The 14,478-nt window shown below is 66.7% G+C and carries 13 protein-coding genes and 1 pseudogene; 9 read left to right on the top strand and 5 right to left on the bottom strand.

Translation table 11 applies throughout. The annotated features are described in order from the left end of the window. The 3 genes and pseudogenes from VFH65_RS01500 to VFH65_RS01490 all read right to left on the bottom strand — a co-directional run. Window positions 1-1,539 (bottom strand): annotated as a pseudogene (locus VFH65_RS01500) (hypothetical protein); the annotation flags it as partial. Then, on the bottom strand, window positions 1,530-1,817 hold the full coding sequence (locus VFH65_RS01495; protein ID WP_353319354.1) for a WXG100 family type VII secretion target: 288 nt from the start codon (window positions 1,815-1,817) through the stop codon (window positions 1,530-1,532). The gene VFH65_RS01495 and the pseudogene VFH65_RS01500, both read right to left, overlap by 10 nt. Window positions 1,818-1,823: 6 nt before the next feature. Further along, window positions 1,824-2,582 carry a WXG100 family type VII secretion target gene (locus tag VFH65_RS01490; protein WP_353319353.1) on the bottom strand — a complete coding sequence of 253 codons (759 nt, stop codon included), beginning with the start codon at window positions 2,580-2,582 and terminating at the stop codon, window positions 1,824-1,826. 141 nt (window positions 2,583-2,723) lie between these two features. Here VFH65_RS01490 and VFH65_RS01485 point away from each other — a divergent pair, with 141 nt between their 5' ends. The 7 genes from VFH65_RS01485 to VFH65_RS01455 all read left to right on the top strand — a co-directional run bounded on the left by VFH65_RS01485 (window position 2,724) and on the right by VFH65_RS01455 (window position 9,299). Beyond that, the gene (locus VFH65_RS01485) at window positions 2,724-3,353 is read left to right on the top strand and encodes a dTMP kinase (protein ID WP_353319352.1); all 630 of its coding nucleotides are present in this window, start codon (window positions 2,724-2,726) and stop codon (window positions 3,351-3,353) included. Window positions 3,354-3,402: 49 nt separating this feature from the next. Beyond that, window positions 3,403-4,089 (top strand): two-component system response regulator MtrA, encoded by a 687-nt coding sequence (gene mtrA / locus VFH65_RS01480; protein ID WP_040540373.1) that lies wholly within the window; start codon window positions 3,403-3,405, stop codon window positions 4,087-4,089. Continuing rightward, window positions 4,086-5,744 (top strand): MtrAB system histidine kinase MtrB, encoded by a 1,659-nt coding sequence (gene mtrB / locus VFH65_RS01475; protein WP_353319351.1) that lies wholly within the window; start codon window positions 4,086-4,088, stop codon window positions 5,742-5,744. Before mtrA ends, mtrB begins: the two co-directional genes overlap by 4 nt. 8 nt (window positions 5,745-5,752) lie before the next feature. Beyond that, a complete protein-coding gene (gene lpqB, locus VFH65_RS01470) occupies window positions 5,753-7,498 on the top strand; it encodes an MtrAB system accessory lipoprotein LpqB (protein WP_353319359.1) in 1,746 nt (581 codons plus the stop codon). A gap of 100 nt (window positions 7,499-7,598) precedes the next feature. After that, window positions 7,599-8,258 carry a hypothetical protein gene (locus VFH65_RS01465; RefSeq protein WP_353319350.1) on the top strand — a complete coding sequence of 220 codons (660 nt, stop codon included), beginning with the start codon at window positions 7,599-7,601 and terminating at the stop codon, window positions 8,256-8,258. Next, window positions 8,251-8,829 carry a DUF6529 family protein gene (locus VFH65_RS01460; RefSeq protein WP_353319349.1) on the top strand — a complete coding sequence of 193 codons (579 nt, stop codon included), beginning with the start codon at window positions 8,251-8,253 and terminating at the stop codon, window positions 8,827-8,829. The genes VFH65_RS01465 and VFH65_RS01460 overlap by 8 nt, the downstream gene beginning before the upstream one ends. A gap of 14 nt (window positions 8,830-8,843) precedes the next feature. Further along, window positions 8,844-9,299: a ubiquinol-cytochrome c reductase iron-sulfur subunit gene (locus VFH65_RS01455; protein WP_353319348.1), complete on the top strand. Its 456-nt coding sequence runs from the start codon at window positions 8,844-8,846 to the stop codon at window positions 9,297-9,299. Here the strand turns inward: VFH65_RS01455 and VFH65_RS01450 are convergent. Together VFH65_RS01450 and VFH65_RS01445 are read right to left on the bottom strand one after the other, a co-directional pair. Continuing rightward, window positions 9,272-12,073 carry an RND family transporter gene (locus VFH65_RS01450; protein WP_353319347.1) on the bottom strand — a complete coding sequence of 934 codons (2,802 nt, stop codon included), beginning with the start codon at window positions 12,071-12,073 and terminating at the stop codon, window positions 9,272-9,274. The genes VFH65_RS01455 and VFH65_RS01450 overlap by 28 nt on opposite strands. Before the next feature lie 10 nt (window positions 12,074-12,083). Beyond that, complete coding sequence (locus VFH65_RS01445; protein ID WP_353319346.1) at window positions 12,084-12,461, bottom strand: hypothetical protein; 378 nt, start codon at window positions 12,459-12,461, stop codon at window positions 12,084-12,086. Window positions 12,462-12,595: 134 nt separating this feature from the next. On the opposite strand from VFH65_RS01445, the gene VFH65_RS01440 reads away from it, so the two are divergent. Together VFH65_RS01440 and VFH65_RS01435 are read left to right on the top strand one after the other, a co-directional pair. Beyond that, on the top strand, window positions 12,596-13,810 hold the full coding sequence (locus tag VFH65_RS01440) for a sensor histidine kinase (RefSeq protein WP_353319345.1): 1,215 nt from the start codon (window positions 12,596-12,598) through the stop codon (window positions 13,808-13,810). Continuing rightward, on the top strand, window positions 13,807-14,469 hold the full coding sequence (locus VFH65_RS01435; RefSeq protein ID WP_353319344.1) for a response regulator transcription factor: 663 nt from the start codon (window positions 13,807-13,809) through the stop codon (window positions 14,467-14,469). The genes VFH65_RS01440 and VFH65_RS01435 overlap by 4 nt, the downstream gene beginning before the upstream one ends. Window positions 14,470-14,478 lie beyond the last annotated feature (9 nt).

The following is a 14,478-nucleotide window of genomic DNA, read 5'->3' as shown; positions in this document are numbered from 1 at the left end:
CGATGGTGTGTCAATGCCATCGGGCGCAGCGGGACCGATGACCGACTCAGGGATCGTCCCCGGCCGGACCTCCGGAACGTCAGGAACCTGGGACCCGACTCCAGGGAGATCGTTCAACCCGTCCAGGTTGGGTGTGCGCGGTCCGACACCGGGCAGATCCGTGAGTCGGGGGAGTCGTCCTTCATCCAGCAGGCGGCTGCCGTACGTCAGGCCTTTGGCGACGGTGCCGGATTTCGTGAGCGGGCCACCTGGAGCGAACAACGTGGCGATGTTGAACCCCGCCTCGCCCACGCCTCGGCCCGGATGCTCACCGGTCAGCTGCTCCCAGGCAATGAACTCCTTGCCCATATTCGCCAGCACACCGGGCAATGTCGAAGGATCCTCGGCCACCGACATGGCCACCTCGGCCATGCCCTTCCACGTGTCGGGATCCGCCATCGCTACCGTTCCCGACACGGCGCCGATCAGACCCGTCACCGCACCGACCTGGAAGTCGGTGTACAGCGTGAACGCGTCGGCGAGGGCGCCCCCCACGTCTTCGCCCAAATGCTCGACCAGGATGGGCTCTACAAACTTCTGAAACTTCGTCACCGCGTCGCCGATGGCAGTGCTGAGTGCCCCGAGGAGCCCGACAATGCCCTTGACTTGGCTTTGGAAGTTCTCCAGGACGTCGCCGACCTCGCGGGCGACTTCGCGAAGAATGTCGTCGCCCTCGCCGGTGAGGAAACCGGTTACCGTGTCCCACAGGCCGTCGAGGGATATCCGGTCCAACAGACGTCGGATGGCTTCCTGGGTGTCCTGAACGCCGTTGGCGAAATCGTCGATCAACTGCGCCAATGTCGACGCTGAGTCCGCCAAAATCGACAGCCCATCACCCAGTTGCGTGAGAGCGTCGCCGATTCTCGCGCCCTCGGGGATTTCCTGAAGGGACACAACGGTTTTCAGCGCGGGAATGTCCTCGTCGAACACCGACAGCCCCAGGCCGAAATTTCGCCATTGCGCAGCGGTGAGTTTCATCAGCGACGGATTTCCCGAGGGCCACGTCATGGCCGCGCTCGCGAACATCCCGATCAACGGGATTGCCCGCAGGAACGGAACAATCAGGCTCCATTTGAATGGCGGGGGAACGATTGCCGAGTTCGGACCCGCGGGCAGATCGGCGGTCGTTGTCTCGGCAGGCGCATCACCCACGCCACCCGCAGGCCCCGCCCCGTTGATAGTCGACGCTGCGTCGGCATTCTTGTAGTTGTAGCCCGTCGCCTCCAGCTTGTATCCCACGTACTTGAAGGAGGTCGCCGCGTCGGCCAACCCACCGGCGAATTCTTGAGATAGGCGGCCGTACTCCAACCCGAAGTTCAGCCCGGCCGGGTCCATGCCGGAGGCGATCCCGCTGCTCACCGCCGCATCGAGGGCGCCGGACAGCGTGCCCAACTGCGTCCCGATCGAGCCCAACCGCTGTCCCGCACGGATCAGCACCTCCGGATCGACCTCGATCCGGGCACCCCCGGACCCGGCGCCACCGGAGACGACTACGGCCACATCTGACCGTTCTTGTCCACCGCGTCCGCGTAGTTCTTACTTGCCGTCTTGGCGATCTTGTGAAGTTGAGTCAACGCCGCCTTCATCTGTTCGGCGCCGCCTTCCCACTGCTGCTGGGCCTGCGCCTGGGCATCCGATCCCGATCCATGCCACGTCGCCCGCAATGCGGCCATGGTCAGATCGACCTCTTCCAGACATTCGGCGACCTTGTGCTCGAATGCCGCCATGTGATCGATGGCGCCCTGCATCTGCGGAAAGTCCACCACCAGCATCGTCATCGCCTCCTACCCACCCGACAGCCTCGAATCATCCGACGAGCGACCGCCCTCGGAGGAGGGCTGCGCGGCAGAGCGGAAGGGATCGACAGGCGCGGTATCTACCGGAGCCGTCGGCCCGGACTGCTCTCCTGAGCCTGCTTCGTCACTGGGCTGCTCCGTCTCGCCGTCGCGCTCTTCGGGCTCGTCGCGAGTGTCTGCGTCATCCTTCGCAGCGGCCTGCTGAGCCAGTCCGCTGGCGGTCTGCGCCGCCCCGGCGGCGGCCTGCCCAACCTGCTGCGCGAGCCCGGTGACCGCTTGGCCGATCTGCGATACCGGCCCCATCATCGACTGCCCCAGGTTCATCTGCTGGGCCAGGCCATCGATACCACCGCCGACACCCCCGCCCTGCCCGGTAGAGGACGGACCTGCGCCCTGGTTACCCGGAGTGCTGCCCGTTGTTTCGCCGCCCGAGCCGCCCGCGCCTTGGAACGACGAGCTGACCGCTGCGCCGTTTTGCTCATCGGTCCTGGCGTACTCCTTGCCGGCGACCGTCAACAACTGCGACATCGTCTGCAAGCCGCGGATGACTAGACCCGCCCCCTCGTGCCACTTGTCCCATTCCCTGTCGAATGCCGAGGCGGCCCCGCCTTTCCAGCCCGAGCCGAGTAGCTGGCCGACTTCCACGTCCACAGCCGACAAGCCATCCTGGAGCCGCTGCCCAGCATCAGCCAGACGCGCCGCGGCCGAATGCAACTCCGATACGACTACTTCCACCGAGGGCCCCATCGGACGAACCTCCAGTCACAAATCGGCTGGCGACAACTTCGTTGTTGGTGACAGCACCGAGCAAAGTGGGACAGGCTCGTGGAGCCTCGTTCAGCTTATCGACGGTGAGAGGTGGTCACCTGCACCAGTTACGCTCGCCGCGTGCTCATCGCGATCGAGGGTGTCGACGGCGCAGGCAAGCGCACGCTGACCAACGGCCTGCGCGCGGCCTTCGAATCCCAACACCGCTCCGTGGCCAGTCTGGCCTTCCCCCGCTACGGACATTCAGTCGAAGCCGACCTCGCGGCCGAGGCGCTGCGCGGCAGCCACGGCGACCTCGCCACGTCCGTTCACGCCATGGCCGTCCTGTTTGCCCTCGACCGCGCCGGCGCCCGTGACGAGATCGGTCACCTCACCACCGCCTACGACGTCGTCATCCTCGACCGATACGTCGCCTCGAATGCCGCCTACAGCGCGGCACGGCTTCACCAGGGGGCCGACGGCGATGTCGTCGCCTGGGTACAGGAGCTCGAATACGAGCGTCTGAAGCTGCCGAAACCAGACTGGCAGGTGCTGCTCGACGTGCCCGCCGAGCTGGCCGCCGCGCGCGCCGACAACCGTGCCGCCGAAGAAGCAGACCGCGCCAAAGACGCCTACGAGCGTGACGACGGCCTGCAGCGACGCACCGGCGAGGTCTACGCCGCGCTGGCCGCGCAGAACTGGTGCGGGCGCTGGACGAAAGCCGGCCCGGCCGTCGATGCGGCCGTCTTGGCCTCAGAACTGACGCGCTAGCAGACTCGCGGGCGCCGCTATCAGCGATTTGTCGCGATTTGGTGACACCATGGACACCATGAGGCAAAGGATTCTGGTCGTCGATGACGACCCTTCGCTCGCCGAGATGCTGACGATCGTGCTGCGGGGGGAAGGTTTCGACACCGCGGTCATCGGCGACGGCACGCAGGCGCTCACCGCGGTCCGAGAGCTGCGACCCGATTTGGTGCTACTCGACCTGATGCTGCCCGGCATGAACGGCATCGACGTGTGCCGCGTGCTGCGCGCCGACTCGGGTGTGCCGATCGTGATGCTGACGGCCAAGACCGACACCGTCGACGTCGTCCTCGGACTGGAGTCGGGCGCCGACGACTATGTGATGAAGCCGTTCAAGCCCAAGGAGCTCGTCGCCCGGGTGCGCGCGCGGTTGCGCCGCAACGAGGACGAGCCCGCCGAGATGCTGTCGATCGCCGATGTCGACATCGACGTGCCGGCCCACAAGGTCACCCGGCAAGGCGAGCAGATTTCACTGACACCGCTGGAGTTCGACCTGTTGGTGGCGTTGGCGCGCAAACCGCGGCAGGTGTTTACTCGTGATGTGCTGCTCGAACAGGTGTGGGGCTACCGCCATCCCGCCGACACCCGTTTGGTGAACGTCCATGTCCAACGTTTGCGGGCAAAGGTTGAAAAAGACCCGGAGAACCCGCAGGTGGTGCTGACCGTTCGAGGAGTGGGATACAAGGCCGGACCCCCGTGATCTTTGGCTCGAGGCGGCGCATCCATCGGCGTTCAGCTCCACTGCTACGCGGATTGGGTGCGCTGAGTCGAGCGATGGGTCTTGCATGGCGCCGCTCGCTGCAGCTTCGCGTGGTGACGCTGACATTGGGGTTGTCGCTCGCTGTCATCCTCGTGCTCGGGTTCGTGCTGACCAGCCAGATCACCGACCGCATCCTCGAAGTCAAGGTGCGCGCGGCCACCGAGGAAATCGACCGCGCCCGCGGCACCGTCAGCGGCATCGTCGGCGGTGAGGAGACCCGCTCGCTCGACAGCAGCCTGCAGCTGGCCCGCAACACGCTGATCGACCGGACGGCCGACGCCGGCCCGGGGCTGGCAGGTGCCTTCGACGCCGTCCTCGTCGTGCCCGGCGACGGACCGCGCGCGGCGACGGCGGCGGGGCCGGTTCAGCAGGTGCCCGGCGCGCTGCGCGACTTCGTCAAGGCCGGCCAGGTCAGCTACCAGTACGCAACCGTGCACACCGACAGCTTCTCCGGCCCGGCGCTGATCATCGGCAGTCCGACTACATCTTCCACGTCATCCGTCACCAATCTCGAGCTGTACCTGATCTTTCCGCTGAACAACGAGGAATCCACCATCGCACTCGTACGCGGCACCATGGCCACCGGCGGCGTGGTGCTGCTGGGTCTGCTGGCCGCGATCGCGCTGCTGGTGGCCCGCCAGATCGTGCTGCCCGTGCGGTCGGCCTCCCGGATCGCCGAGCGATTCGCCGAAGGCCACCTGACAGAGCGCATGCCCGTGCGCGGCGAGGACGATATGGCCCGGCTTGCGGTGTCGTTCAACGACATGGCCGAAAGCCTGCACCGCCAGATCACCCAGCTCGAGGAGTTCGGCAATCTGCAGCGCCGCTTCACCTCCGACGTCAGCCACGAGTTGCGCACCCCGCTGACGACGGTACGGATGGCCGCCGACCTGATCCACGACCACAGCGATGACCTGGATCCGGCGCTGCGCCGCTCGACCGAACTGATGGTCAGCGAGCTGGACCGCTTCGAGACGCTGCTCAACGACCTGCTGGAAATCTCCCGCCACGACGCCGGTGTCGCCGAGCTGTCGGTCGAGGCGGTGGATCTGCGGGCGACGGTGCAGAGCGCGCTGGACAACGTCGGCCACCTCGCGCACGACGCCGGCATCGAGCTGATCGTCGACCAGCCGACCGAGGAGGTCATCGCGGAGGTCGATCCGCGCCGGGTGGAACGGATCCTGCGCAATCTGATCGCCAACGCCATCGACCACGCCGAACACAAACCGGTGCGGATCCGGATGGCCGCCGACGACGACACCGTCGCAGTCACTGTCCGCGACTACGGCGTCGGTCTGCGGCCAGGCGAGGAGAAGCTGGTGTTCAGCCGGTTCTGGCGCTCCGACCCGTCGCGGGTACGGCGCTCCGGCGGCACCGGACTGGGGCTGGCAATCAGCATCGAGGACGCGCGACTCCACCAGGGCAGGCTCGAGGCGTGGGGCGAGCCGGGCAAGGGCGCATGCTTCCGGTTGACGCTGCCCCTTGTGCGTGGCCACAAGGTGACGACTAGCCCGCTGCCAATGAAACCCGTTGGGCCAGAACGGCCTCCGCGACGTCCGGCGCGCGAACGTGAACCGGCCGGGGAGTCCGTGTGAAGCGCGCCCTGGCGGCGATCTGCGTGCTCGCGTTCGCTCTCTCGGGTTGTGCAGGGGTGCCCAGCTCGTCAGCGCCGCAGGCCATCGGTACCGTCGACCGGCCAGCGCCACCAAGCCTGCCCAAACCAACCGCGGGCATGGATCCCGACGTGATGCTGCGCGAATTCCTCAAGGCGACGGCCGATCCCGCCAACCGCCACCTGGCCGCACGGCAGTTCCTCACCGAATCGGCCTCACGCGGATGGGACGACGCCGGTAGCGCGCTTCTGATCGACAACGTGGTCTTCGTGGAAACCCGTGAGCCCGAACGGGTCAAGGTGAGTATGCGCGCCGACATACTCGGGTCGCTCTCTGACATGGGAGTGTTCGAGACGGGGGAGGGCGCGCTGCCAGATCCCGGGCCGATCGAACTGGTGAAGACGCTTGGCGGCTGGCGCATCGACCGGCTGCCCAACGGTGTTTTCCTCGACTGGCAACAGTTTCAGTCGACCTACAAGCGCAACACCCTGTACTTCGCCGATCCGACCGGCAAAACCGTCGTCCCGGATCCGCGGTACGTCGCCGTGTCAGACCCCGACCAGCTGGCCACCGAGTTGGTCACCAAGCTGATCGCCGGTCCGCGCCCGGAGATGGCCAAATCCGTCAGGAACCTGCTTGGCCCGCCGTTGAAGCTGCGCGGTCCGGTGACCCGTGCCGACGGTGGCAAGACCGGTGTGGGCCGCGGCTACGGCGGAGCCCGAATCGACCTGGAAAACCTTTCCACCACCGATCCGCATAGCCGTCAACTGCTTGCGGCGCAGATCATTTGGACGCTATCGCGGGCCGGCATCAACGGGCCGTATGTGATCAACGCTGACGGCGCAGCCCTCGACGACCGCTTCGCCGACGGTTGGGACACCTCCGATGTCGCGGCCACCGACCCCGGCGCCGCCGATGGTGCGGCCGCCGGGCTGCACGCGCTGATCGGCGGATCGCTGGTATCGCTCGACGGTCAGCGCGCGCCGCGCGTGGCAGGATCATTCGGGCAGATGCCCAACCAAACCGCGGCCGCGGTGTCACGCACCGGACAAGAGGTGGCGTCGATCATGACGCTGCGGCCTGGAGCGCCCGACATGGCGTCGTCGTTGTGGGTCGGCCCGATCGGCGGCAACGCCGCGCAGGCGATGGAGGGCCGCAGCCTGTCACGGCCGAGCTGGTCGCTGGACGACGCGATCTGGGTGGTGGTCGACGGCATCAACGTGCTGCGGGTAATCCAGGACGCGTCCGGGCAGCCGGCCCGCATCCCTGTCGACGCCACCGTGGTGTCGACGCGGTTCCCCGGGGCGATCGCAGAATTGCAGCTGTCCCGCGACGGGACGCGCGCCGCGATGGTCATCGAAGGACAGGTGATCCTCGCCGGCGTCGAGCAGACTCCGGGCGGCGGTTACGCGCTGACGTATCCGCGGCGGCTGGGATACGGCCTTCGCGACACCGCGGTTTCGCTGGCCTGGCGCACCGGAGACGACATCGTCGTCAGCCGCACCGACCCTCAGCACCCCGTGTCGTACGTCAACCTCGACGGCGTCAACTCCGATGGGCCCAGCCGTAACCTCCTAATGCCGGTGACAACCGTCGCCGCGAACCCGTCCACCGTCTACGTCGCTGACGCACGTGGCGTGCTGCAGCTGTCCGGCTCGGCCGCCGAGGGCGATCCGGCGTGGGCGGAGGTGCGGCCGTTGATGACCGCCGACGCGTTGCCCGTGCTGCCGGGCTGAGTGGCCTACTTGTAAATTCGCACTGAACCAACCCCCGGCTTTGCCCGTTGTGCAGACAAAGCAGCGTCAAAGGCGTTTGCTGACAGCCAGGGAGTGGAACATGAAAATTCGCGGTCCTCTTGTGACCCTCGGCGCGGTTGCCGCGCTCGGGATCGGCATTTGGTTGGTCAACGTCTCCAAGCAGGAGCCGGCACCGGCGCCTCCGGGCCCGCCGATCGCGCAGTCCACCACCACGGCCGCGCCCGCGCCGCAGCCACCCGCTCCGCCTACGCCTGCGCCGGTGGCATTCCCCGCCAAGGCCGACTATGTCGCCAAGGTCCCGACGGCCACCGGCACCATCACACTGGACATCTCGGTCGAGGGTGACAAGGCGATCGCCTACGCCTGCGACGGCAACACGGTCGAGGTATGGCTGCGGGGACCCGCACTGAACGGCGCCGTCTCCCTGCTCAGCAAGGACAAGGCAAGCCGGCTCGAGGGCCGCCTCGAGGGCAGCGCGGTGGTCGGGACGCTGTGGATCGGCGAGAAGAAGTGGGACTTCAAGGCCGACCCCGCACAGCCACCCGCCGGGCTGTACGTCTACGAGGACGCCGGCGTTCGCAACAGCTGGATCATCGACGGCGAAGGCGGCGTCACCGGAGTGCAGCGCCGCCCGGATGGCTCGACCGTGCGCGCGCCCGGCCTGTCCCTTGACGGCACGTCGGTCATCAACGGCCGCACGGTCGTCGCGACTCGCGTCGATGGGGACAGCGATGTCTGACCCGACGGCGCGGACGCAGGCCGTCGCGACGGGCTCACCACGTAGCGGCCTTGCGGTCATCGTGGCCGTCGTGCTCGGTGCGTTCGTCGCCGTCGGACTCGGCGTCTTCGGCAAAATCCATGAACCACAATTCTTTTCCATCAGCGTGGCGGGATTCTCCAGCGGCACCGCGGTGAAGTCGTGGCTCGCGACACTGGCCGTGACTCTGGCGCTGTTCCAGCTGGTGTCCGCGTTCGCGATGTACAGGCTGATTCCTGGCGGAAAGGCGCCGTCATGGATCGGCACCGCGCATGTGTGGTCAGGCCGGTTGGCGGTACTGGCCAGCGTGCCGGTGGCGGTGCACTGCCTTTACGCGCTCGGCTTTCAGTCGTCGGACACCCGGGTGCTGTTCCACTCGCTGTTCGGTTGCTTCTTCTACGGCGCGTTTGTGACGAAGATGCTGTTGCTCACCCGCAAAGGCCTTCGCGGGTGGGTGATTCCGGTCGCAGGCGGCCTGGTTTTCTTCGGCCTTGTTTATGTCTGGTTGACGTCGGCGCTGTGGTTCTTCCAGACCACCGGAATCACCCTCTAATGGAAAGGCTTTCGATGTCTCTTACTGATCTGCGCATCTCGCGGCAGAAGGTGATCCTCGGTGCTGGCCTTGGCCTGGTTGCGACGGCGCTCGCGGCGTGCACCACCTACGGCAAGAAGCCAGAAGCCGCGGGTACGTCGGCCACATCGAGCGTCGAATCGACGCCAGGTACTGGCGCGCCAGGGCCGACAGCCGAAGTCATCGCCAAAACCGCCGATGTGCCAGTTGGTTCGGGTGTCGTTGTCGACGAGGTCGTTGTCACGCAACCGTCGGCAGGCGTGTTCAAAGGATTCTCCTCAACCTGCACACATGCCGGCTGCGCGGTCAACGAGGTCGCGGGTGGAACCATCAATTGTCCGTGCCACGGCAGCAAGTTCAACCTGGACGGGACCGTCGCCAACGGCCCGGCCACGAAACCGCTGGAGTCACAAGCCGTCACGGTTCAAGGCGATTCGATCGTCCTTGGCTGACGGGCGATCTGGGCCGGCCACCAGAACCAGCGGCCAAGCAACGCCACCACCGTCGGAAGCACGAATGTGCGCACGATGAGCGTGTCGAGCAGCAGGCCGACACCGACCGTCGTGCCGATCTGAGCGATGCTGAGCACGCTGCTGCTGGCGAGCGCGAACATCGTGATGCCGAAGACGATGCCTGCGGTGGTGACGACACCTCCGGTGGCGCCGAATGCGCGAATGATTCCGGTCCCCAGACCGGCATACGACTCTTCGCGAATCCGCATGGCCAGCAGCAGGTTGTAGTCCGCTCCCACCGCGACCAATGCGATGAACGAGATCGGTGCCACCGCCCAGTGCAGATCATGTCCGAGCAGGTGCTGCCAGATGAGAATGCTGGCGCCCAGCGCAGACGCGTAGGAAAGCGCGACGGTGCCCACGACGACGATCCCGGCGACGGGACTGCGCAACAGCAGCGCGACGATGAGGAAGATCAATGCCAGAGTGGACAGCGCCAGCAGCGTGAGATCGCGGTTGATCAGGCTCTGCAATTCGTGGGTCACCGGTCCGACGCCGGTGAGATGCACAGCGGTCGGCGTCAAGGTACCTTCCTTGGTGGCTTCGCGCACCGCCGTGTGGATCTGGCGGGTTCGTTGAGCGCCGTCACCGCTCCATTCATTCCCGTCGCCGTAGACCAGGAGATACGTCGCTCGCCCGTCAGCAGACATCAATCGGTCAAGCGCCGCCCGCAGCCGCGGATCGGCGAGCGCGCGTTGCGGCATATAGAAGCCACCCGCGGCGCTGTCGCGAAACTGGGTGGCGATCTCCTGCAGGTAGTCGGTCAGCTGACGCAGTTGCGGCCCCAGCGATGACGCCAGCGCGGACAGGTCCGCGGTAGCGGCGCGGGCCTGCCGCAATTGTTCGGCCATCACGTCCGTTGCTGCGGGAAGGCCGGCCAGTGAGCTGGTCGCCGCGGTCGACCCGTCGGTGAGTTTGTCTGCGCCGCTGGTTAATTGGGCCGAGCTGCGCACCACATCATCGACTGGTTGCACCACGCGGGCCACTACCGAGCAGATCGGATTGGCTGGGCAGTCCGGAGTCGACGACACGAAGCCACGCAGCGGGTCGAGGTAACCCGACACCGACGTCACGTTGGTCTGCAAACCCGCCATCCCGGTGCGCATGTCTTCGGCCGCCGAGCCGATCTCGCTGAGCCCCGCGGCGCTGCCCTGCAGCCCACTGGATAGCCGGCCCACCGCTGTGGACATCGACGCGAGCGCGGAGTCGAGCTCATCGACGCGGCCCAGCCGTTCGGTGAGCGCGTCGACCATGGTGTTGAACTGGCCACCGATGACACCGGCCTGCCCGCTCAGGGTGGCCTCGTCAGGTACCGTGCCTGCCGGGCGGCTTGCCGACTGCACCATCCGAACGCCAGGTATGTCCATGATCTGGCGGGTGATTCGCTCAACCGAAATCAGCCCGGCGGGGTTGCGGATGTTGTGGTCGGCGGCGACGGTGACCACCGTGGCCAGCAGATGATTGGTGGGGAAGTGCCGCGCGGCGGCCGCATAGCCGCGATTGGATTCGGTTGCCGCCGGCGTGGCTGCCGGCTCGTTCCAACCGATCTGCAGCCCGGTCAGCGGCAGTGCAGCGACGACGATCAGCGCTCCGCTGGCGGTGAGGATCGGCGCGGGCCAGCGTGCCACGCTGACTCCGATGCGCCGCCAGCGGCGCGTGTTCGTCGAGGGGCGTGGCTCGATCCGGCCAAGCCGGCCTGCCACAGCCATCAACGCCGGAGTGAGGGTCAGAGAGGAGGCCATCACCACCAGAATGCCGACCGCACAAGGGATTCCGGCGCTACGCAACATGCCGATATCGGCGAAGCTCAGGCACGCCAAAGCGACTGCGATCGTGAGCGCCGACCCGGCGATCACCGGAGCGACACCACGGTAGGCGTCCGTCAGGGCCGCTTGCACCCCGATTCCTCGGCGGCGTCCCTCGTGGTAGCGGCCGATCAGAAAGATCGCGTAGTCGGTGCCTGCGCCCAGCACCATCGCCGCCAGTAGCGCAACCGAGAATAGCGACACTTCGACGAGGCCGGTATCGCCAAGGATTGCCACGATCGGCCGTGCCAGCGCCAGGGCGAGGCCCACCGAGATCAGCGGGATCGCCGCACCGACCGGCGATCGGTACACGATGAGCAAGAGGACAAGGATCAGGCCGACGGTCGCGGCGGTGATGCCGAGCATCTGCCGGTCGATCGCGGTGAACTCGTCGGTGATCGTGGCGCCGGGCCCGGTGACGTACACGTGCAAACCCTGCGGCGGGTCGAGCCGGGCGACGGTCTCGCGCAAAGCGCTCACCGAATCGGTCGCCTGTGTGGAGCCGATCATCCCGGAAAGCCGTGTCATGACGGTGACTGCGCGACGGTCCTCGCTCTGCGCCGCGGCCGCGGTCGCCGCATCGGACCACAGGTCGGTCACGGAGTACACGTGCTCGGCGTCGGCGCGCATTGTTTCGACCAGCCGGTGGTAGAACCCGCGATCCAGCTCGCCCAGGGGCTGATCACGTTCCAGCACAACATAATTGAGGTTGTTGCTCGGCTGCTCGCCGAGCAGCTTGGCGGCTTGTTCCGCAGCGCGCGAACTGACCGCGTCGGCGGGCATGAACGAGCGTGAGTGGGTTTCGACGACTCGCTCGAGCTGTGGCACCGCCAGGTTGGCCGCGCCTGCGGCGACTACCCAGAAGACTACGACCCATATGGCGTAGCGGCTGGTGAGTCGCGCCAGCATGGCGGCCGCATCAAGCAACGGTTTGGCCGGCAGCCGGGCCGGTGTAAAGATCGACGATGCGCTGCTCGCCGTGCTCGAGCGCCCTGACCCGCACCGACCGCAGAGCAGCCGCGTCGAGAAGGGCCCGCAGGCCGGGGTTGGCGGCGGCCAGTTCGGCGCGCGCCACAGCGGCCGGCACGTCCTCGTGGGCAGCCTGATCCAGTCGTGCGGCCAGCATCGTCATCCACCGGTGACGCAGCGACAACAGCAGGCCCTCTTCGCCGCCGAAAAGCCGGTCCACCTCGGAAGCCTTGCCGTTCAATGCCAGGGCCGCCTCGGGATCGGTGGCCGCGCGGTCTATCACGTCGGCCATGAAGGCCATCCGCTCGTGCAGTAGTGACCATGTCATGGCTCGACGCTACGAAGCCGCGATGCCGTTGCGCGTCGTGCCGCAGACTGGTTTTTGTCTCCTACCACGGTCGGAGCTGCAGTCCCGACCGCAGCATCATGTGACGTGGTGGCCGAGTCTTCTACCATCAAACGATGCTGCGCGCGGCGACAGGCTACGTGCGGGAACGGATCCGCCAACGGGGCGAACTGATCCCGCTCGGCTTCAATTGGGCTTTTGTCGTCACCGTCGATGTGGCCATCACCGGCATAGTCCTGATCGCGACGCTGCAACGACCGACCGCGGATCTGCCCGCGGCGCTGATCGCGATCGTGGCTGCCGTGGCACCCTTTGTCTCGTTTATGGTCCACGGCATCAAGGTGACGTTCAAAGCGCCCGTGCTGTGGGCCAGCGGGACGGTGTCCGCGGCGATTTTCCTGTTCGCCACCTCGACTCCGGTCACCGCCGACTTCGCCCCTCTGCTGTTGGTGCTGACGGCCGGGGTGGTCGGCTCTCTCACGAACATTCTCGGCGGGCTCCTGGCTACCGCATCGGCCGCAGCCGTGCTGCTCACTGCTTCAGCGCTTCATCGGGTCGACGCGGTCGCACTGTATCTAAGTTTTCTCGGAATGGGCTGGCTGGTCGGCTATCTCATGCGCACCCAGCAGCAGCTGATGATCAAACAGCAGGAAGCGCAGGCGCAACTCGCCGAGCATGCCGCTGCCGACGAACGCCGGCGCATCGCCCGCGAGGTACACGACGTCATCGCCCATTCCCTTTCCGTCACCTTGTTGCACACCACCGCGGCCCGCCGCGGGCTTCAGGAAGATCGCGACGTCGACGACGCGGTCGAAGCGCTCGAGCAGGCCGAACAACTCGGCCGCCAGGCGATGGCCGACATCCGCCGCACGGTCGGGCTTCTCGACGACGGACCGATGAAGCGGTCGCCCGAACCCGGTATCGACGAAATCACAATTCTCGTCGAAGATTTCGTACGGGCCGGCCTGGACGTCACGCTGCATGTCGACGGCCCTGTCAGCCGGGTGCCGGGCGCCGTCGGCCTGGCCCTCTATCGCATCACCCAGGAATCGCTGGCCAACATCGCCAAACACGCGCCCGACGCGCAATCCGTTGTCACGCTGGTCATCTCACATACTTCCGCGATGCTGACCATCACCAATCAGCTGCCCGTTTCGGTGGGTGCGACCGCCGCATCGGAAGGACGTGGGCTGCGCGGCATGCGCCAACGCGTCGAGCTGCTCGGCGGACACATCGACATCGGGCCCTCGGGCGACGGGTGGGCGGTCAAGGCCGATATCCCGTTGGGTGCGGCCGACGGCCTGCGTTCGGGATGGTTTTGCGGCTCATGACCGACGACGTCACCGAAATCTCCGTGCTACTCGTCGACGACCAGGATCTGGTGCGCTCAGGGTTGCGCCGGATCCTGCGCCGCAAGGACGGCTTCGTGATCGCCGCAGAATGCTCCGACGGCGACGAAGTACCCGACGCCATCACGCGGCATCGACCGGACGTCGTGGTGATGGACCTGCGGATGAAACGCGTCGACGGAATAGAAGCGACCCGCATTTTGTCGGCCCGGGGTGGCCCGCCCGTCCTGGCGCTGACCACGTTCAACGACGATGAGTTGCTCTCCGGCGCGCTGCGCGCAGGGGCATCGGGCTTCGTGCTCAAGGACTCCTCGGCCGAGGAACTGATCCGTGCCGTCCGCGCGGTCGCCAGGGGCGACAGCTACCTCGACCCGGCCGTGACCGCGCGAGTGCTGACGACCTACCGCAAAGCCGCGAAGCCAGCGCCCACCGGCGGATTCGTCGACCTCACGGCGCGTGAACTCGATGTGCTGACGCTGATCGCCAAGGGATGCTCGAACGCCGAGATCGCCGACGAACTGTCCATCTCGGGCGTCACCGTCAAGAGCCACATCGGCCACATCTTCGTCAAACTCGACCTGCGCGACCGCGCCGCCGCGATCGTTTACGCCTACGACAACGGCATCGTGGCGCCACGGTAGCCAAGCCCC

The organism is Mycobacterium sp., from assembly GCF_035697385.1.
Classification (GTDB): domain Bacteria; phylum Actinomycetota; class Actinomycetes; order Mycobacteriales; family Mycobacteriaceae; genus Mycobacterium.
This window is presented reverse-complemented; position numbering and strand designations above follow the sequence as displayed.

Coding starts and splice junctions, on each gene's coding strand:
- VFH65_RS01435 (WP_353319344.1), top strand. CDS start 13,807: ATGACCGACGACGTCACCGAAATCTCCGTGCTACTCGTCGACGACCAG.
- VFH65_RS01455 (WP_353319348.1), top strand. CDS start 8,844: ATGTCTCTTACTGATCTGCGCATCTCGCGGCAGAAGGTGATCCTCGGT.
- VFH65_RS01460 (WP_353319349.1), top strand. CDS start 8,251: ATGTCTGACCCGACGGCGCGGACGCAGGCCGTCGCGACGGGCTCACCA.
- VFH65_RS01490 (WP_353319353.1), bottom strand. CDS start 2,582: ATGGGGCCCTCGGTGGAAGTAGTCGTATCGGAGTTGCATTCGGCCGCG.
- VFH65_RS01445 (WP_353319346.1), bottom strand. CDS start 12,461: ATGACATGGTCACTACTGCACGAGCGGATGGCCTTCATGGCCGACGTG.
- VFH65_RS01465 (WP_353319350.1), top strand. CDS start 7,599: ATGAAAATTCGCGGTCCTCTTGTGACCCTCGGCGCGGTTGCCGCGCTC.
- VFH65_RS01495 (WP_353319354.1), bottom strand. CDS start 1,817: ATGACGATGCTGGTGGTGGACTTTCCGCAGATGCAGGGCGCCATCGAT.
- VFH65_RS01440 (WP_353319345.1), top strand. CDS start 12,596: ATGCTGCGCGCGGCGACAGGCTACGTGCGGGAACGGATCCGCCAACGG.
- VFH65_RS01450 (WP_353319347.1), bottom strand. CDS start 12,073: ATGCTGGCGCGACTCACCAGCCGCTACGCCATATGGGTCGTAGTCTTC.
- mtrA (WP_040540373.1), top strand. CDS start 3,403: ATGGACACCATGAGGCAAAGGATTCTGGTCGTCGATGACGACCCTTCG.